Annotated in this window: 11 protein-coding genes; 2 read left to right on the forward strand and 9 right to left on the reverse strand. The window is 74.5% G+C overall.

Translation table 11 applies throughout. From position 1 onward, the window contains the following. Nucleotides 1-7 precede the first annotated feature (7 nt). The 3 genes from ACZ3HQ_RS02200 to ACZ3HQ_RS02210 form a co-directional block, all read right to left on the reverse strand. Complete coding sequence (locus tag ACZ3HQ_RS02200) at nucleotides 8-3,415, reverse strand: UvrD-helicase domain-containing protein (protein WP_467507206.1); 3,408 nt, start codon at nucleotides 3,413-3,415, stop codon at nucleotides 8-10. Nucleotides 3,416-3,534: 119 nt separating this feature from the next. After that, a complete protein-coding gene (locus tag ACZ3HQ_RS02205) occupies nucleotides 3,535-7,029 on the reverse strand; it encodes an ATP-dependent helicase (protein WP_467507207.1) in 3,495 nt (1,164 codons plus the stop codon). Between the two features lie 171 nt (nucleotides 7,030-7,200). Then, a complete protein-coding gene (locus tag ACZ3HQ_RS02210) occupies nucleotides 7,201-7,572 on the reverse strand; it encodes an MGMT family protein (RefSeq protein WP_450246823.1) in 372 nt (123 codons plus the stop codon). A 184-nt stretch (nucleotides 7,573-7,756) separates the two neighbouring features. On the opposite strand from ACZ3HQ_RS02210, the gene ACZ3HQ_RS02215 reads away from it, so the two are divergent. Both ACZ3HQ_RS02215 and ACZ3HQ_RS02220 read left to right on the forward strand, forming a co-directional pair. Next, on the forward strand, nucleotides 7,757-10,528 hold the full coding sequence (locus tag ACZ3HQ_RS02215) for a lysylphosphatidylglycerol synthase transmembrane domain-containing protein (RefSeq protein WP_467507208.1): 2,772 nt from the start codon (nucleotides 7,757-7,759) through the stop codon (nucleotides 10,526-10,528). A 122-nt stretch (nucleotides 10,529-10,650) separates the two neighbouring features. Then, the gene (locus tag ACZ3HQ_RS02220; protein WP_467507209.1) at nucleotides 10,651-12,192 is read left to right on the forward strand and encodes an alpha/beta hydrolase; all 1,542 of its coding nucleotides are present in this window, start codon (nucleotides 10,651-10,653) and stop codon (nucleotides 12,190-12,192) included. 9 nt (nucleotides 12,193-12,201) lie between these two features. Here the strand turns inward: ACZ3HQ_RS02220 and ACZ3HQ_RS02225 are convergent, their stop codons facing one another. The 6 genes from ACZ3HQ_RS02225 to pelF all read right to left on the reverse strand — a co-directional run bounded on the left by ACZ3HQ_RS02225 (nucleotide 12,202) and on the right by pelF (nucleotide 18,616). Further along, complete coding sequence (locus ACZ3HQ_RS02225) at nucleotides 12,202-12,333, reverse strand: hypothetical protein (protein WP_467507210.1); 132 nt, start codon at nucleotides 12,331-12,333, stop codon at nucleotides 12,202-12,204. 101 nt (nucleotides 12,334-12,434) lie between these two features. Further along, nucleotides 12,435-13,613, reverse strand: coding sequence for an adenylyltransferase/sulfurtransferase MoeZ (gene moeZ / locus ACZ3HQ_RS02230; RefSeq protein WP_467507211.1), 1,179 nt, complete (start codon nucleotides 13,611-13,613; stop codon nucleotides 12,435-12,437). A gap of 64 nt (nucleotides 13,614-13,677) precedes the next feature. Beyond that, complete coding sequence (locus ACZ3HQ_RS02235; RefSeq protein WP_467507212.1) at nucleotides 13,678-14,418, reverse strand: spherulation-specific family 4 protein; 741 nt, start codon at nucleotides 14,416-14,418, stop codon at nucleotides 13,678-13,680. Next, entirely contained in the window at nucleotides 14,406-15,365 is a 960-nt protein-coding gene (locus ACZ3HQ_RS02240; protein ID WP_030807303.1) for an NAD-dependent epimerase/dehydratase family protein, read from the reverse strand. Before ACZ3HQ_RS02240 ends, ACZ3HQ_RS02235 begins: the two co-directional genes overlap by 13 nt. Nucleotides 15,366-15,803: 438 nt before the next feature. Further along, the gene (locus tag ACZ3HQ_RS02245; RefSeq protein ID WP_467507214.1) at nucleotides 15,804-16,874 is read right to left on the reverse strand and encodes a hypothetical protein; all 1,071 of its coding nucleotides are present in this window, start codon (nucleotides 16,872-16,874) and stop codon (nucleotides 15,804-15,806) included. Nucleotides 16,875-16,960: 86 nt separating this feature from the next. Beyond that, nucleotides 16,961-18,616, reverse strand: coding sequence for a GT4 family glycosyltransferase PelF (pelF, locus tag ACZ3HQ_RS02250; RefSeq protein ID WP_467507216.1), 1,656 nt, complete (start codon nucleotides 18,614-18,616; stop codon nucleotides 16,961-16,963). Between the last annotated feature and the right edge of the window lie 159 nt (nucleotides 18,617-18,775).

The raw sequence follows: 18,775 nt of genomic DNA on the forward strand, positions 1-18,775 counted from the left end.
CACGAGCCTATCGGCCCGCACGGACATCCTCGGCGGGCGGTTCGTCACACTCGGGCGTCCCGGTCGCCCCGGTTCGCTCCCCTTCGAGCAGCCGCGCCAGCTCCTCGCGGCCGGGCAGCGGGTCCGGACGGTCGACCTCGCCGGTGCGCACGTACAGGAACGCGGCCGTGACCCGCTCGGGCGCGATGCCCTGCTGCTCGGCCCAGGCCAGCCGGTAGACGGCGAGCTGGAGCGGATCGGCATCGCGCGTGCGGCCGGTCTTCCAGTCGAGGATCTCGTAGGTGGCGTCCTCGCCCTCGCCGTCCTTGTAGACGGCGTCGATCCGGCCGCGTACGACCCTGCCCGCGAGGGTGAGCTGTACGGGGACCTCGACGCGGTACGGCGTGCGCCGGGCGTACTCGGTGCGCTCGAAGGCTTCCTTGAGGGCTTCGAGGTCGGCCTCGTCGGCGATCTCGGCGTCGGTGCCGGGCAGGTCGTCCGGTTCCAGCAGGGGCAGCATCAGCTCCTCGTAGCGGGACTCGACCCAGGCGTGGAAACGGGTGCCCCGGCGTGCGGCCGGCTGCGGGGGGCGCGGCATGGGGCGCGCGAGTTCCTGCGCGAGCCCGTCGGGGTCCTCGGCCAGCCGGAGCATCTGGGTGGCGGTGAGGACGGCGGGCAGCGGTACGTCGATGACAGCGCGCCGGGCGCGCATCAGTTCCCCGGCGAGGGCGTCGAGGTCGCGGTCCCAGGAGGCGACCGCGCGGGCCTCCTCGGGGGTGAGGCTGGGCCCCGGCTCGGGGGCGGACGCCTGGTGCGGGACGGATGCGGCGGGGCGCTCGGCGCTCCAGTCGTCCCAGTCACCGGGGTCGCCCTCAGGCTCGTCGGGGTCGTCCGGCGGCGGCCACTCGGGGTCGTCGTACGCGGTCGGCTCCGGGAGCGGCGCGGTCAGGTGGCCGCGGACGGTCTCGGCGGCCCGCCGGCGGCGGGCGAAGGCGAGGGCGTCCAGGGGCAGCGGCCATGCCTGGTCGGCGCCTGCGGTGTGCAGGGCGGGGTTCTCCTCGCCCTCCTCGGGGGCGTCGGCCCACACCTCGGTCTCGCCGTACCCGGCGGCGCAGTGGTCGTACAGCGCCTGGAGGAAGTCGGAGGGGCCGCGCGGCTTCTTCTGGCTGGGGCCCCACCAGTGGCCGGAGCCGAGGAGGAGGGAGCGGGGGCGGGTGAAGGTGACGTAGCCGAGGCGCAGCTCCTCGGTGTGCTGGTGCTCCTTCATGGCCTCGTGGAAGCCCTTGATGCCCTTGGCGTCCCAGGAGTCGACGTCGGGCAGGGTGGCGGTGTCGCCGCGCAGGGCGTGCGGGAGCACCTTGGCCTGCGCGGTCCACTTCTCGCGCCCCTGAGCGCTCGGAAAGGTGCCCTTGACCAGGCCGGGGACGGCGACCACGTCCCACTCCAGCCCCTTGGACCTGTGCGCGGTGAGCACCTTGACGGTGTTCTCGCCGCCGGGCAGCGCGTTGTCGAGGCCCTTCTCGTACTGGGCGGCGGTGCGCAGGAAGGCGAGGAAGGCGAGCAGGGTGGCCTCGCCGTCACCGGCCGCGAAGGAGGCGGCCACGTCGAGGAAGTTGGACAGGGTCTCGCGGCGGCGGGCGGCCAGCGCGTGCGGGGACGCCGACAGCTCGACCTCCAGGCCGGTGACGGCGAGCACCCGGTGCAGCACGTCCATCAGCGGGTCGGAGAGGCTGCGGCGCAGGTCGCGCAGTTCGGCGGCGAGGCGGGCGAAGCGCACGCGCGCGTCCGGGGAGAACGGCAGGTCGTCGTCGTGGCCGTCCGTCCCGAAGGAGGTCTCCAGGAAGGTGTCCAGGGCGTCCGCGATCGAGGTCACCTCGGAGGGGTCCACGCCCTCGACGGCCTCGGCGAGCCTGCGGTCGGGGTCGTCGGCGCCGTCCACGCGCGCGTGGGCGACGAGCAGCCGGGCGCGGCGGCCGAGCAGGGCCAGGTCGCGCGGGCCGATGCGCCAGCGCGGGCCGGTGAGCAGCCGGACCAGGGCCGCGTTGGCGCCGGGGTCCTGGAGCACCTCGCAGACGGCGACCAGGTCCGCGACCTCGGGCAGGTGCAGCAGCCCGGACAGCCCGACGACCTCCACGGGCACGTCGCGGGCGACCAGCGCGCCCTGGATCTCCGCGAAGTCGGTCGCGGTGCGGCACAGGACGGCGATCTCACCGGGCGGGGTGCCGGTGCGCACCAGGTGGGCGAGGGAGTCGGCCAGCCAGTCGATCTCCTCGGCATGGGTGGGCAGCAGGGCGCAGCGGACCAGGCCGTCGCGTTCGGCGCCGGGGGCCGGGCGCAGCGCCTCCACGCCCGCGTGCATGGCGCGCAGGGGCTCCGCGAGGCCGTTGGCGAGGTCGAGGAGGCGGCCGCCGCTGCGCCGGTTCTCGCTGAGCGCCTGCCGGGTGGCGGGCCTGCCGTCGGCGCGGGCGAAGTGCTCGGGGAAGTCGTCCAGGTTGGCCACGGACGCCCCGCGCCAGCCGTAGATGGCCTGGCAGGGATCGCCCACGGCGGTGACGGGGTGGCCGGTGCCGTGTCCGAAGAGGCCCGCGAGCAGGACGCGCTGGGCGACGGAGGTGTCCTGGTACTCGTCCAGCAGCACGACCCGGAACTCCTCGCGCAGCAGGCGGCCCACCTCGGGGACGCGGGCGAGGCGGGCCGACAGGGCGATCTGGTCGCCGAAGTCGAGCAGGTCGCGGGCGCGTTTGGCGGCCCGGTAGCGCTGGACCAGCCCGGCGAGTTCCGCGCGCGCGGCGAGCGTCTCGGGGACCTTGCGCAGGTCGGCGTTGCTGAGCCGGACCCCCTCCAGTGTGGTGAGCAGGTCGGCGTCCCAGACCCGCAGTTCGTCGGGGTCGACCAGGTGCTCGGACAGCTCCGAGTCCAGCGCGAGCAGGTCGGTGACCAGGTCCGCGAACGAGCGGGTCAGCGCCGGGTACGGGCCCGGCGCCTCGCGCAGCACCCGGGCGGCGAGCTGGAACCGGGTGGCGTCCGCGAGCAGCCGCGAACTGGGCTCCAGGCCGAGACGCAGGCCGTGGTCGGTGAGCAGCCGTCCGGCGAAGGCGTGGTACGTCGAGATGACGGGCTCGCCGGGCGGGTTGTCCGGGTCGATCACGTCCGGGTCGGTGATCCCGGCCCTGATCAGCGCCTTGCGGACGCGTTCGGCGAGTTCACCGGCCGCCTTGTTGGTGAAGGTCAGGCCGAGCACCTGCTCGGGGGCGACCTGTCCGGTGCCGACCAGCCAGACCACACGCGCGGCCATCACGGTGGTCTTGCCCGACCCTGCTCCGGCCACGATCACCTGCGGGGCGGGCGGCGCGATGATGCAGGCCGTCTGCTCCGGGGTGAACGGGATGCCGAGCAGCTCTTTGAGCTGCTCGGGGTCGGTGAGGTGCGCGGGCATGCGGGGAAGGCTAGCGGCGACCGCCGACAAGCGGGCGCCGGGCCTGTGGAAAACGCAGGTCAGCGCGGTTGTGTGGTGCCGTACGTCACTCGGCTGCGTACGTCACTCCGCTGCGCCCATCACTCCACCACGTGCCGGCCCTCGGGCCGGGCGCTGCACGAGGCGCGGAAGGAGCAGTGGGCGCAGTGCTGGCCGGTGGTGGGGGTGAACCGCTCGTCCAGCACCTTCCCGGCGGCCGTGGCCAGCAGGTCGCCGACCCACTCCCCGTCCAGCGGCTCCTGGGCCTGCACCTTGGGCAGGGTCTCGCCGCCGTCCTTCCTCGCCGCGCCCTGCCGGAGCTGGACGAGTTCGGCGCCGCCGGGCTGCGGGCGCTCGCCGTCGAAGGCGTCGTCCACCGCGCCCTCGGCCACCGCGAGCTGGTAGACGGCGAGCTGGGGGTGGCGGGCGACCTCGGCGGCGGTGGGGGCGTTCTTGCCGGTCTTGAAGTCCACGACGTAGGCCCGGCCGTCGCCGTCCGTCTCGACGCGGTCCATCTGGCCCCGGATGCGGACCTGGTACTCGCCGGCCTCCAGGGTCACGTCGAAGTCCCGCTCGCTGGCTACGGGCGTGCGGGTGGCGCGGTCCAGGACGTGCCAGTTCAGGAAGCGTTCGAGCGCCGCGCGGGCGGTCTCCTTCTCCTGGGCGGACTTCCAGGGCGCGTCGAAGGCGAGCGCGTTCCACACCGAGTCCAGGCGTTCCATCAGGACGTCGAGGTCGGCGGGAGTACGGCCGGAGGCGACCTCGTCGGCCAGGACGTGGACGACGTTGCCGAAGCCCTGGGCGGCCGTGGCGGGCGCGTCGGCCTTCACCTCGCGGCCCAGGAACCACTGGAGGGCGCAGGTGTTGGCGAGCTGGTCCAGCGCGCTGCCGGAGAGCACCACGGGCTGGTCGCGGTCGCGCAGCGGCACCTTGGCGGCGGTCGGCTCGTACATCCCCCACCAGCGGTCGGGGTGGGCCGCGGGTACCAGCGGGCGTCCGTCCTCGTCGGCGAGCGCGGCGAGCCGGGCCAGCCGGCGCGCGGCGGCGTCCCGCAGGCCCTCCGAGACGTCCGGATCGACGGTGGTGGCGCGCAGTTCCGCGACGAGCGCGGCGACCGCCAGCGGGCGGCGCGGTCGGCCGGTGACGTCGCGGGGCTCGACGCCCAGCTCGGTCAGGAAGCGGGACGGCTGGTCGCCGTCGTCGGCCGGAGCCTTCACGGCGGTGACGACGAGACGGTCCCGCGCGCGCGTGGCGGCCACGTAGAACAGCCGGCGCTCCTCCGCGAGCAGGGCGCCCGGGGTCAGCGGCTCGGCGAGGCCGTCCCGGCCGATCCGGTCGGCCTCCAGCAGGGAGCCCCGGCGGCGCAGATCGGGCCAGATCCCCTCCTGCACGCCCGCGACGACGACCAGCCGCCACTCCAGCCCCTTGGAGCGGTGCGCGGTCATCAGGCGTACGGCGTCGGGGCGCACGGCGCGGCGGGTGAGGGTGTCGGCGGCGATGTCCTCGGCGTCGATCTCCTCCAGGAAGTTCAGGGCGCCGCGTCCGCCGGTGCGCTCCTCCGCGCGGGCGGCGGTGGCGAACAGCGCGCAGACGGCGTCCAGGTCACGGTCGGCGTTGCGGCCCGCCGCTCCCCCGCGCCGCGCGGCCCGCTCCAGCCTGCTCGGCCAGGGCGTGCCGTTCCACAGCGCCCACAGCGCCTCCTCGGCGGTGCCGCCCTCGGCCAGGCACGCGCGCGCCTTTCGCAGCAGCGCGCCCAGCCGCTGCGCCCCGCGCGCGTACGCGGGGTCGTGCGCGACGAGCCGCTCGGGCTCCGCGAGCGCCCGCGCGAGCAGCACGTCGGAGGGGGCGGGCAGCGCCTCTCCGGCGGCCCGCTCCTCCTCGCGCAGGGCCCGGCCGAGCCTGCGGAGGTCGGCGGCGTCCATGCCGCCGAGGGGGGAGGAGAGAAGGGTGATCGCGGTTTCCGGGTCCAGCCAGGGGGTTGAGGTGGTTTGCGGGGCGGGCTCGGCGTAAGGGCCCGCGAGGGCCTCCGGCTCGGGAGCGAGGGCCTCCGGCTCGGGAGCGAGGGCCTCCGGCTCGGGAGCGGGGGCCTCCGGCTCGGGAGCGGGCAGCTCGTCGGAAGCGGGGGCCTCAAGCCGACCGGCGTCGACAGCCCGCGGCCCGAGCGCCGCCGCTCCCGGCCCCGGCTCGCCGCCGGAGGCACCCGCCTCCGCCAGGGCCACCGCGCGCAGTGCCGTCAGCAGGGGTGCGACCGCCGGTTCGTGGCGCAGGGGCAGGTCGTCGCCGTCGATGTCCAGGGGGACGCCCGCCGCCGTGAGGGCGCGGCGGAGGGTCGGGATGGTGAGGGAGCCCGCGCGGACGAGGATCGCCATCTCGTTCCACGGGACGCCGTCCTCCAGGTGGGCGCGGCGGACGATGTCGGCGATGTTGTCCAGCTCGGTGCCGGGCGTCGGGTAGGTGTACACCTCCACGCGGCCGCCCTCGCGCACCGCCGTCGGCTCGCGGTGCACGCGGAGCTTCTCGGCGGGGAGCTGGGACAGCGGCATGCGCCGGGTGATGCGGCGGGTCGCGTCCAGCAGGTCGGCACCGGAGCGGCGGGAGGTGCGCAGCACCTCGACGGGCGCGGGGCGGCCGTCCGCGCGCGGGAAGGCGGCCGGGAAGTCGAGGATGCCGTTCACGTCGGCGCCCCGGAAGGTGTAGATCGACTGGTCGGGGTCACCGAGGGCGACCAGGGTGCGCCCGCCCCCGGCCAGCGCGTGCAGCAGCCGTACCTGCGCGGGGTCGGTGTCCTGGTACTCGTCGACGTACACCGCGTCGTAGGACGCGGCGAGGCGTTCGGCGACCTCGGGGCGGTGGGCGAGGAGCACGGCGCGGTGGACGAGTTCGGCGTAGTCGATGACGCCCTGGAGGTCGATCACGTCGAGGTACTCGGCGAGGAAGGCGGCGGCCGCGCGCCAGTCGGGGCGGCCGATACGGCGCGCGAAGGCGTCCAGCGCGCCGGGCGCGAGGCCCAGCTCGCGGCTGCGCGCGAGGACCGCGCGGACCTCGTCGGCGAAGCCGCGCGTGGTCAGGCAGGCGCGCAGGTCGTCGGGCCAGCGCACATGGTCGAGCCCGAGCCGCTCCAGCTCGGGCTGGCCGGCGAGCAGCTCGCGCACGGTGACGTCCTGCTCGGGGCCGGAGAGCAGGCGCAGCGGGTCGGCGAAGCGGTCGCTGTCCTGGTGGGCGCGGACCAGGGCGTAGCAGTAGGAGTGGAAGGTGGTGGCGCGGGGCGCGCGGGCGGCGCCCATGCGCCGGGCCATCCGGTCGCGCAGCTCGACGGCGGCCTTGCGGCTGAAGGTCAGCACCAGGATGCGCTCGGGGTCGCCGCCGCGGGCCACGCGCGCGGCGACGGACTCCACCAGGGTCGTGGTCTTGCCGGTGCCGGGCCCCGCGAGGACCAGCAGCGGCCCGCTGTCGTGCTCGATCACCGCGCGCTGGGCGGCGTCCGGGCGGGGCGCCGGCGTCTGGGCGGGCGGGGTGCGGAGCAGCCGGTAGGCACCACGAGGCGCCTGCCGACCCTGGGGGTTCGGCAGGCGTCCGGTGGTGAAGGTGGTGCTCACGTGGTTCGCCGGTCCTGGTGGTGGTGCGGGGTGGTGGTGCGGGGTGGTCGTAGGGACGTAGGGAGGCGGGCGCCGCGGGGGCTCCCGCCCCAACGAACGTACGTCATGCCGGGGACGTGCCTGATGTCCCCCGTACGAGCGGATCTGGGCAGCGCCCCTTGCCTAAGGCCGTCAGCTATGGTCCGCCGGGCCTCCGTCCCAGCGGGCCCGTCTCATGTCCAGGCGCGGCAGATGCCCCTCCGCGCTGCGGGACGCCTGCTTCAGCGGGGTGCCCTCGGCCCGGTACCGGTCCAGGGCGCGCAGCTCGTGGCCGGGCAGCAACGCGCCGTCGGCCCGCACCACGCGCCACCACGGCACCGCGCCCCCGTACAGCGCCATGACCCGGCCCACCTGGCGCGGCCCGCCCTCCTCCAGCCACTCCGCGACGTCGCCGTAGGTCATCACCCGGCCCGGCGGAATCCGCTCGGCCACCTCGAGCACGCGCTCGGCGTACTCCGGAAGTTCGTCCGGGCGCCCCTCCCCGGCAGGGCTCTGCTCGCTCATCCACCCCATCCTGCCGTACGCCCAGGACAATGGGACGAGGGCGCCCAGGGGTGTCCGGACGGGCCCGCACTCCGCCCAAACGCACTTTTCGCACCCCCATCCGCACCCTGATGCCCCCTCGCGCCCCTCAGTCGTGCCACCATCGTGCGGGCGGTGACCGGTGATACGAGACCAAGAAGAGATCATGAAGCAGCAGGGTGTGCACCCCGACGACGCGGAGGGCACCTCTGGCGCGTCCGCGCGCCCCGGCGCCTCCCGCGACGCCACTGAAGGCCCCTCCGAGGACGCGGGCACGCGTGCGCGTGAGGGCGGCGAGGCGGGCGTCCCCGCGCGGGCGTACGCCCCCAGGCGGCCCTCCGACGAGGTCCTTGAGGAGGTCGAGGGCGACGAACCGCTGCTTCCCGCACGCGTGCACCGCCCCTCCGACCTCATGCGGCTCCTGGTGGGCGTGCTGGCGATCGTCCTGCTGCTCGCCATCGCCGCGTTCGCGCACGGCACCACCTCGGGGCTCGAACAGGACATCAACAAGGGCACCGGCCAGGCGCCCGACCTGCTGATCAAGATCGCGGGGCTGGCGTCCAGCATCGCCATCCTGCTGGTCCCGGTGGCCTTCGCCATCGAGCGGCTGATCAAACGCGACGGGCTGCGCATCGCGGACGGTGTCCTCGCCGCCGTCCTCGCGCACGGCGTCACCCTCGCCACGGACCTCTGGGTCGCCCGCGCCGCCCCCGGCTCCATCCAGGAGGCGCTGACCCAGCCGGCGCCCGGTGACGTCCACGCGCTGACCGACCCGGTGCACGGCTATCTCGCGCCCGTCATCGCCTATATGACGGCCGTCGGCATGTCCCGCAGACCCCGCTGGCGCGCGGTGCTGTGGATCGTGCTGCTGCTCGACGCGTTCTCCATGCTGGTCACCGGCTACACCACGCCGTTCGCCATCATCCTGACGGTGCTCATCGGCTGGACGGTCGCCTACGGCACCCTCTACGCCGTCGGCTCCCCCAATGTCCGCCCCACCGGCCGCACCCTGATGGCGGGCCTGCGTCACGTCGGCTTCCACCCGGTCAGCGCGGTCCGCGAGGAGGGCCCGGAGGCGGAGAACGGCGACCGGGGGCGGCGCTACTTCGTCACCCTGGAGGACGGCCCGCCGCTGGACGTCACGGTCGTCGACCGGGAACAGCAGGCCCAGGGCTTCTTCTACCGCGCCTGGCGCAACCTCACCCTGCGCGGCTTCGCCACCCGCTCCAGCCTCCAGTCCCTCAGACAGGCCCTGGAGCAGGAGGCGCTCCTCGCGTACGCGGCCATCGCGGCCGGCGCCAACGCCCCCAAGCTGATCGCCACCTCCGAGCTGGGTCCCGACGCCGTCATCCTCGTCTACGAGCACACCGGCGGCCGCACGCTGGACTCGCTGGCCGACGACGAGATCACCGACGAACTGCTGCACAAGATCTGGCACCAGGTGCGCGCGCTCCAGTCCCGGCGCATCGCGCACCGCAGACTCGCGGGCGACGCCGTACTGGTGGATCGTTCCGGCAAGGTGATCCTCGCCGAGCTGCGCGGCGGGGAGATCGCGGCCGGCGATCTGCTGCTGCGCATGGACGTGGCCCAGATGCTCACCACGCTCGGCCTCAGGGTCGGCGCCGAGCGGGCCGTGGCCACGGCGGTCGCGGTACTCGGCCCGGACGCGGTGGCCGACTGCCTGCCGATGCTCCAGCCCATCGCGCTGACCCGCTCCACCCGCGCCACCCTGCGCAAGCTGGCCCGCGAGCGCGCGGAGCGGGAGCGGGAGGCGGTGCTGGAGTCGTCCCGGCTGGCCAAGCAGGCCCGGCTGGAGGCAGCCTCCGAGGAAGGCGCGGCGCTGCCGGAGAAACCCGACAAGAAGACCGTCCGCGCCGAGCAGCGGGCCGAGAAGCGGGCCATCGACGAGGCGATCGACGAGGCCCGCGAGGAGGACCTGCTCACCCAGATCCGGCACCAGGTGCTCCGGATCAGGCCGCAGGCCCCGGTGGAGCCGGCCCGGCTGGAGCGCGTCCGGCCGCGCACCCTGATCAGCTTCATCGCGGGCGCGATCGGCGCGTACTTCCTGCTGACCCAGCTCACCCACATCGAGTTCGGCAAGCTGTTCGCGCAGGCCCAGTGGGGCTGGGTGGCGGCGGCCGTGGCGTTCTCCGCGCTCAGTTACGTGGCCGCCGCGATGGCGCTGCTCGGGTTCGTGCCGGAGCGGGTGCCGTTCGTGCGGACGGTGGCGGCACAGGTCGCCGGGTCCTTCGTGAAGATCGTCGCCCCGGCGGCGGTGGGCGGTGTCGCGCTGAACACGCGGTTCCTCCAGCGGCAGGGGGTGCGGCCGGGGCTCGCGGTGGCGAGTGTGGGCGCCTCGCAGTTGTTCGGTCTCGGCTGCCACATCCTGATGCTGCTGTCCTTCGGCTATCTCACCGGCACCGAGAAGACGCCGTCGCTGTCGCCGTCCCGGACGGTCATCGCGGGGCTGCTGACGGTCGCGGTGCTGGTGCTGGTGGTGACGTCGGTGCCGCTGCTGCGGAAGTTCGTCGTCACACGCGTGCGGTCGCTGTTCGCCGGGGTGGTGCCGCGCATGCTGGACGTGCTCCAGCGGCCGCAGAAGCTGGTCACCGGCATCGGGGGCATGCTGCTGCTCACCGGGTGCTTCGTGATGTGCCTGGACGCCTCGATCCGGGCGTTCGGCGACGAGTCGGCGCACATCAGCATCGCCAGCGTCGCGGTGGTCTTCCTCGCGGGCAACGCGCTCGGCTCCGCCGCGCCGACGCCGGGCGGGGTCGGGGCCGTGGAGGCGACGCTGACCGTGGGTCTGATCGCGGTCGGGCTGCCCAAGGAGGTGGCGGCTCCGGCGGTGCTGCTGTTCCGGCTGCTGACGCTGTGGCTGCCGGTGCTGCCGGGGTGGCTGGCGTTCAATCACCTGACCCGTAAGGGAGCCCTGTAGGGGGCCCTGTAGGGGGCCCTGCAGGGGGTGCCGCTCCGGTCGGCGTCCAGGGGCTGTCGCCCCCGTACTCCTTACGGCCCGTGCCCCGCGCGCGGTCGCGGGCGCGCCGTGAGGATGGCTGTATGCCGAACCCTTCCCGGCCGCGCGCCGCCGCCCTGACGACCAGTGCCGTGCTGATGGCCGCCCTGCTGGCCGGCTGCGGCGGGTCGGGGCACGGCGATCTGACGAAGCAGAGGCTTCAGTGGAAGGACTGTCCGGCCCCCTCCGAGGCGGAGGGCGGCGGCCCGGCGCCCTCCCCGCTGCCCGGTGGCGCGAAGTGGAGTTGCGCGACCATGCTGGCGCCGCTGGACTGGGCCGAGCCCAAGGGCGACACCATCGGCATCGCCTTGATCCGCGCCGAGGCGGACGGCCCGGCGAAGGACCGGATCGGCTCGCTGGTGTTCAACTTCGGCGGCCCCGGCGGCAGCGGTGTCACCACGCTGCCCGCGTTCGGCGAGGACTACGCGGCCCTGCGCACCCGGTACGACCTGGTCAGCTTCGACCCGCGCGGGGTCGGCCGCAGCGCGCCGGTGCTCTGCGAGAGCGACTCCCAGCTCGATGCGTTCTTCCAGCAGGACGCGACGCCCGACGACACCGCCGAGCAGAAGCAACTCATCGACCGCACCGAGAAGTTCAACGACGCGTGCGAGCAGCGGTCCGGGAAGATCCTGCCCCATGTGCGCACCACGGACGCGGCCCGCGACATGGACCTGATGCGCCAGGTGCTGGGTGACGCCAAGCTGCACTACTTCGGCATCTCCTACGGCACCGAACTCGGCGGGGTGTACGCGCACTTGTTCCCTCAGCACGTGGGACGGGCCGTGTTCGACGCGGTGGTGGACCCCACCCAGACGCCCGAGCAGGGGGCGCTCAGCCAGGCGCGCGGGTTCCAGCTCGCGCTGGACAACTTCGCCGAGGACTGCACGTCCAAGGTCGAGGACTGCCCCGTCGGCGACACCGCGGACGACGTGAAGAAACGTATCGCCAAGCTGCTGAAGGACCTGGAGAGGAAGCCCATCCCCGGTATCCCTCCACGCCGGTTGACGCAGACCGCGGCGACCAACGGCATCGCGCAGTCGCTGTACTCCAAGGACTTCTGGGAGTACCTCACCGAGGGTCTGGAGCAGGCGTACGACGGGGACGGCAGGGTGCTGATGCTGCTGTCCGACTCGATGAACGGGCGGTCGGAGAACGGTGAGTACAGCAACATCACCCCGGCCAACATCGCCATCAACTGCTCGGACGAGAAGCCCCGTTACACCCCGGCCTACATCCGGTCCAAGCTCCCCGACTTCCGCGGGGCCTCCCCCGTCTTCGGCGACTACCTCGCCTGGGGCATGGCCGGCTGCACCGACTGGGCCGTCCCCGGCGCCGCCGACCACCCCGACGTCCACGCCCCCGGCTCCGCCCCCATCCTCGTCGTCGGCAACACCGGCGACCCCGCGACCCCCTACGAGGGCGCCCGCGCCATGGTCGACGCCCTCGGCAAGGGCGTCGCCGTCGAACTCACCTACAAGGGCCAGGGACACGGGGCGTACGACAGCAAGAACAAGTGCGTCCAGAAGGCGGTCGACGACTACCTCCTGACGGGCAGGACCCCGAAGCCGAACACGGTGTGCACCTGACGGCTTCCCCTACGACGGCTCCCCCCGGCTCTCCGGCACGGCCGGCGCGGTCCCGGTGAGCCGGGCGACATCCACACCCCGCTCCCGCAGATACGCCTCCGCGTGATCAGCCAGCCGCCGGAAGCGCGGCCAGGTCGGCATCCCCGCCACCTGCGCGTCGAGCAGCCCGCCGTCGGCGGCAAACGGCGAAGGCCCACCGCGCCGGCGCGAAACGGCGTGGTGGGCCTTCGGGGCGGGAGGTGTCAGTACACCGGCTTGCTGGGTTCGATCTGGTTGACCCAGCCGATCACGCCGCCGCCCACGTGGACCGCGTCCGAGAAGCCCGCGGACTTCAGGACGGCGAGGACCTCGGCGCTGCGGACGCCCGTCTTGCAGTGGAGGACGATGCGCTTGTCGTGCGGGAGGGACTCCAGGGCGGTGCCCATGAGGAAGTCGTTCTTCGGGATCAGCTTGGCGCCGGGGATGGAGACGATCTCGTACTCGTTCGGCTCGCGGACGTCGATGATCTCGATGTTCTCGCCGTCGTCGATCCACTCCTTGAGCTGCTTGGGAGTGATCGTGGAGCCGGCCGCGGCCTCCTGGGCCTCCTCGGAGACGACGCCGCAGAACGCCTCGTAGTCGATCAGCTCCGTGACCGTGGGGTTCTCGCCGCACACCGCGCAGTCGGGGTCCTTGCGGACCTTGACCTGGCGGTACTGCATCTCCAGGGCGTCGTAGATCATCAGGCGGCCGACCAGCGGGTCCCCGATGCCCGCCAGCAGCTTGATCGCCTCGTTGACCTGGATCGAGCCGATCGACGCGCACAGCACGCCGAGCACGCCGCCCTCGGCGCAGGAGGGGACCATGCCGGGCGGCGGGGGCTCCGGGTAGAGGCAGCGGTAGCAGGGGCCGTACTCGGACCAGAAGACGGACGCCTGGCCGTCGAAGCGGTAGATCGAGCCCCACACGTACGGTTTGTTCAGCAGCACGCACGCGTCGTTGACCAGGTAGCGCGTGGCGAAGTTGTCCGTGCCGTCGACGATCAGGTCGTACTGGCCGAAGATCTCCATCACGTTCTCGGCCTCGAGGCGCTCCTCGTGCAGGACCACGTTCACGTAGGGGTTGATGCCCTTGACCGTGTCCCGCGCGGACTCCGCCTTCGAGCGGCCGATGTCGGCCTGGCTGTGGATGATCTGCCGCTGGAGGTTGGACTCGTCGACCTCGTCGAACTCCACGATGCCCAGCGTGCCGACACCGGCCGCCGCGAGGTACATCAGCGCGGGTGAACCCAGGCCGCCGGCGCCCACACAGAGCACCTTGGCGTTCTTCAGCCGCTTCTGCCCTTCCATCCCCACGTCCGGGATGATCAGGTGGCGGGAGTACCGGCGGACCTCGTCTACGGTGAGCTCGGAAGCGGGCTCGACCAGGGGTGGCAGCGACACGGGGACTCCGTTGGTCGGTCGATCACTACGGGTTGTTCTTCCCGTAACACTGCCACGGCCTTCTTCATTCCGAGACACCTGTTCCGACCCGCGAGACGAATTCGTCCCAGTGGCCGGGCATGGTCTCCCAGGGGCTGGCCCGGCCGCCGTGGTCCGTGCGGTCGGTGAAGTAGATCGTCCCGGCACCCTGCCAGCGCGCGATGCGCAGCGCCTCCTCCAGATGGCCGCGCGGCACCCCGTGCACGAAGTGGCAGAAGTGGCTCTCCGGGTAGTCGGCGGTCCACTCGGCCACCTGCGACCAGCGGTAGTCGGCCCAGGAGCCGCGGAAGGTCACCAACTGGTCGGCGTTCTCCGCGTACCCCGGACAGGGATGGGCCCCGTGGCCGAGCACGATGTGGGTCTCTCCGGCGAGCGCGCGCAGCGTGGTGATCACCCGGCGGACCTCGGGCAGTTGTGTCCGGTCACCGGGACAGCGTTCCAGCAGGAAGCCGTCGACGCGGTACCAGTCGAGGTGGCGGTGCGCGTCGGTGACCAGGTCGGCGAAGGGGCGCATGCCGTGCGCGAGGTCCAGGTGGCCCAGCACGCGGACCCCGGCGTCCCGCAGCCGGCCCGCCGCCGCCAGGCAGTGCGGGTCGGGGCGGGTGCCCGGCCCGGCGGCGACATTGAGCACCACCCAGTCCAACGGCGTTCCGGGCCGCGCGAGTTCGGCCCACTGGGCGGGCGCGGTCAGCGGGTGCGCGTAGTCGGGGACGCCGATCGCGGTGCGTACGGCGACGGCGGCGGGCGCGCTGGTCAGATGCGGCATGCCGCCTCCATCCAGATGTCCGCCAGGGACTCCTCCAGATTGATCCGGGGCCGCCAGCCGAGCCGGTCGCGGGCGGTGCGCACATCGGCCTGCTGCCAGCTCCCGCAGCCGTCCGGGTAGGGGTACGCGACCGGCACCGCGTGGTCCAGATCACCGCGCGGATGCCCGATCTGCCCGCGCAACGGGCCGGGCGGCGCGTCGAGTTCGTTGAGCGCCCCGCCGTACCCGGCGACCCGCGCCAGTACGGTCGCGGCGTCACGCAGCCGTACGGCACGGCCGGAGCCGATGTTGATCACGCCCTGCGCGGCGGACAGCGAGGCGGCGTGCACCGCGCGGGCGACGTCGCGTACGTCGACGAAGTCGCGCTGGACGCCGAGCCCGGCGAGCTTGAGTTCGCCGTCGCCCGCCTGCATGGCCCGGCGCATCGCCTCCGCGAGTCTCCCCAGGGGTGACCCCGCCGGGGTGCCGGGTCCGGCGGGCGAGAAGACCCGCAGCACCACGGCGTCCAGCCCGGAGCCGAGGACCAGTTCGGTCGCGGCCAGCTTGCTGACCCCGTAGGGGCCACCCGGCCGGGGTACGGCGTCCTCGGCGGTGGAGGAGCCGGGCTGGCTCGGCCCGTACTCGGAGCCGCAGCCGATCTGCACCAGCCGGGCCCCGCAGCCGCTGCGGCGCAGCGCCTCGCAGACGGTCGCGACGGCGACGGTGTTGTGCCGGGTGAGGTCGCGGGCGCCGCCCCGGGTGGCACCGGCGCAGTTGACGACGACACCGGGGTGCACGGCGTCCAGGAACCGCGTGAGCGCGCCGGGGCTGCCGGTGGCGAGGTCGAAGCGGACGTCGGCGTCGTCGCCCCGGCCGAGCGCGGTGAGCTGCACGGCGGGGTCGGCGAGGAGGCGGTCGGCGACGAAGCGGCCGATGTACCCGTTGGCTCCGATCAGCAGGACCCTCATAGGGCGGCCCCCGAGGTGTGCGCCGCGGCTGCTCCCACGGACCCGGCCACTGCGGTGACTCCGTGTCGGGAGGTGGTCATCTGGTGTTCTCCTTCTCAGGGATGAAGGTCTCAGGGATGGAGGGGGGAGAGGGCGGGGCGGCGGTGGGGCGCCGGTCCCGTGGGGGGTGGGTGGGGGCGGCTCGGGGCACCGGGCGCGCGTCCCCGGGCACCCTCGGCCGGCCCGCGTGGGCGGAGGTGGGCGGCCGGCCCGGGCGCAGGGTCGCGTGGGCGGACGCGGGGGACGGCCTCGGACGCGGAGCCGCGCGGGTGGGCGCAGGGGACGGGGGCCGGTTCGCGGGGGTCGTTGCCGGACCCGTCGGGGACACTCGCCGTCCGGCGAGTGCTCGGGACGGCCTGCCGCCGCCCGCGCGCCGGGGCCACCCGGAACACGCGTGCCTCACTCCGGGCCCCCCGCGGGCGCGTGGGCCGAGGCGCGGGTGAGGGTGCGCAGGGCGTGGACCAGGAGGACCAGGGCCGCACAGCCACAGCTCAGGGTGGGAACGGCTGCGGCCCCCAGGGGGTCCACCAGCGTGGTCACCGGTACGGCGAGGAACCCGCAGTCGGGGAGCCGCCCGCTCAGCACCAGCGCCGGCGCGGCCACCTCGGCGGCAGCCGCCGCGCCCAGGATCACGGCCGGCGCGTGCCGGTGCCGGTGGGCGGTGAGGAGGCGGGCGAGGAAGAGCAGGGCGCCCAGCGTGAGGGCCTGCGGGTAGGCCGGGTCCTCGTCCAGTACGGCGCCGGTCAGGGCGAGCAGGCCGGTCAGGGCGGCCAGGTACAGCGCGAGGACGCCGAGCAGCAGGGGGCGTGCGCCGGAGGTGAAGTCCTCCAGGCCCCGGCTGCCGGCGAGCCGTCGGCGGGCGCCGAGATCGAGCAGGTGGGCGCACCAGGCGGCGGGGGCGCAGGCCAGCGCGAGGGCCAGGACGGGCGCGGTGGCGGCGGGCCAGGGGCCGTCCGGGGCGCCGGTGGGCAGCGCGTCGGGGCCGCCGCTCACCACGGCGTCCAGCAGACCGTCGCCGAGGAGGGCGTAGCCGAGCAGGCAGAGCGTCCACAGGGGGGCGGAGGGCCTCGGGGCCGCGCCGGGACGGGCCGCGAGGGGGCCCCGGCCGAGGGCGGCGCGTACGGCGAGGGTCACCGCGAGGAGACCGCCGAGGGCCACCAGGGGGCGGGTGGTGCCGTGGCCGAGCCGCAGCCCCGCCACGGTGGCGGAGGCGACCGCGCCGGGCAGCAGGGTGAGCAGGACCAAGCCGGCGCGGATGCGCGGAGCGGGGCCGGGGGTGGGCTCGGGGGCCGGGTCGGCGTCGCGGGGGACGCGCGCGTACAGCTCCTCGGCGAGCGAGAAGACGTCCCGGTGCCGGTAGCGGGCGGCGGAGCGGTCGGTGAAGCCGTGCGACTCCAGCCCGGCCGCGATCTCCAGCGGGTCCACGGCCCGCTCGCACAACTCCCGGTGCTGGTGCAGCAGCGTCCTCACGGGGTCGACGGCACCCCGGCGCAAAGGCGCCTCGGCACCGGAGGAGCCCCCCGACGCGGCCACCGCCCCCGTTCTGTCCACGCCCCTCATCGCGCCCCCTCCGCCCCGGCCCGGACCGGCTCCGGTGAGCCCCGCAGCAGGGTGGGGACGGTCCAGCGGCCGGGCACGTGCGCCTCGGCCGGGACGGCGAACGGCAGGGGCTCCCCCGCCTCGTCGACGGCGGCCCGGCGCACCGGACAGTGCGACATGATCTCCAGGTAAATGCCGTGAAATGCCGCGATGTTCTGTTCGACGCCGAACAGCTCCAGCGCCCGCGCCCGCGCCGCTGCCCCCAGCCGCGCCCGGCGCTCGGGGTCGCGCAGCAGCGCCACGCACGCCTCCGCGAGCGCCCGCGGGTTGCGCGGCGGTACGACGAGCCCGGTGCCCCCGATGACCTCCACCACCGCGCCCACGTCGGTGGACACCGTGGCCCGGCCGCAGAACATCGCCTCGGCCAGGCTGACCGGGAACCCCTCGACCACGCTGGACAGCACGACCACGGCCCCGGCGGCGTACGCGTCGGGCAGCGTCGGCGCCTCGGGCGCCCCCACCTCGGTGAACGACACGGGGTTGTCCCCCACGGCGTGCAGCCCCTCCGCCTCGTCCGGGAAGAGCTGGGCGGCCAGCGCCCGGCACTGCGCGAGGTACGCCTCCCCCTCGGCTCCCACGGGCACGCCCACGATGCGCAGTCGCGCGTGCGGTTCCTCCTTGCGGACCTCGGTGAAGGCGTGCAGCAGCGAGACCAGGTCCCGGCCCGGCTCGATCCGGCCGACCCACACCAGTGTGTCCGCGTCCGCGCGGTCGGGCGCCTCGCCCACCTCGGCGAACCGGTCGGCGTCCATGCCGGGATGGACGGTGCGGATACGGGCCCGGTCGGCGCCGCACCGCTCCTGCCAGCGCCGGGCGTGGCTGCTGCCGGGGGTGAGGATCTCGGCGCGCCGGTAGACCTCGGTGGCGAGCCGGCCGTGGAAGGCGGCGAGCAGCGCGCGGACGGCCGGGGCGGCGCTGTCGGGGCCGAGCGCGAGGTAGTGCGCGCGGAGCTGGACGCCGTACTCGGTGACCAGCAGGGGCACGCCGGAGAAGTGCCGGGCGAGCAGGCCGGGCAGGGCGGCGGAGCCGCCGGAGGTGGCGTGACAGAGGTCGACGGCGGCGAGGGCGTCCTCGCCGTACCAGTCGAGAGAGAGGGGGTGCAGGGCACGGGCGAGGTGATCGGTGACGGCCAGCAGGTCGGGGACGCGCGCCTCGTGCGCCGCGCGCGGCGCGCCGGGGGCACGGCAGGCGCGCTCCAGGGCGGTCACGGCGTGGTCGGAGCGGAGGGCTCCGGTCAGGGCGCCGGTGTCGCGGGCGAGTTCGGCGAGGTTGTACAGCGCGTTGCCGAAACGGTCCGCCACTTCGGCGGCGGAGCCCTCCCGCGCGGCGCAGACCGCGCCGAGAAACTCGCCGTAGTGCTCGGTGAACCGCCTGCGGGCGCGGCGGCCCAGCGTGGCGCCGTCGCCTGCGGCCGTCCCCAGGCGGGCGGTGCGCACCCGCCTGACCTGCGGCGGGATCGGCACCCAGCCGTCGTCCTCCTGCTGCCGGCCGCACCCCAGCGCGTAGACGTCGAACTCGTGCTGCCCGAGCCCGCGCACGAGCCGGTCGCACCAGAGCCCGGTGTCACCGCCGACATACGGATAGCCACCCTCGGTAAGCAGTCCGATGCGCACGTGTGCACCCCCGATCTCCCGTGTGTGGGAGCCGTCGTCGTCCCGGCGGCTCGCAGCGGGACGAACGTACGCGGAGAGGGTGGTGGCGCGACGGACGGTTGTCCGTCGCGCCACCAAAAGGGGTGAACGGTCGTAACTTTCGCGGGCGAGCCGCGTTCC

The sequence above is a fragment of the Streptomyces sp. NPDC018263 genome, assembly GCF_055562575.1.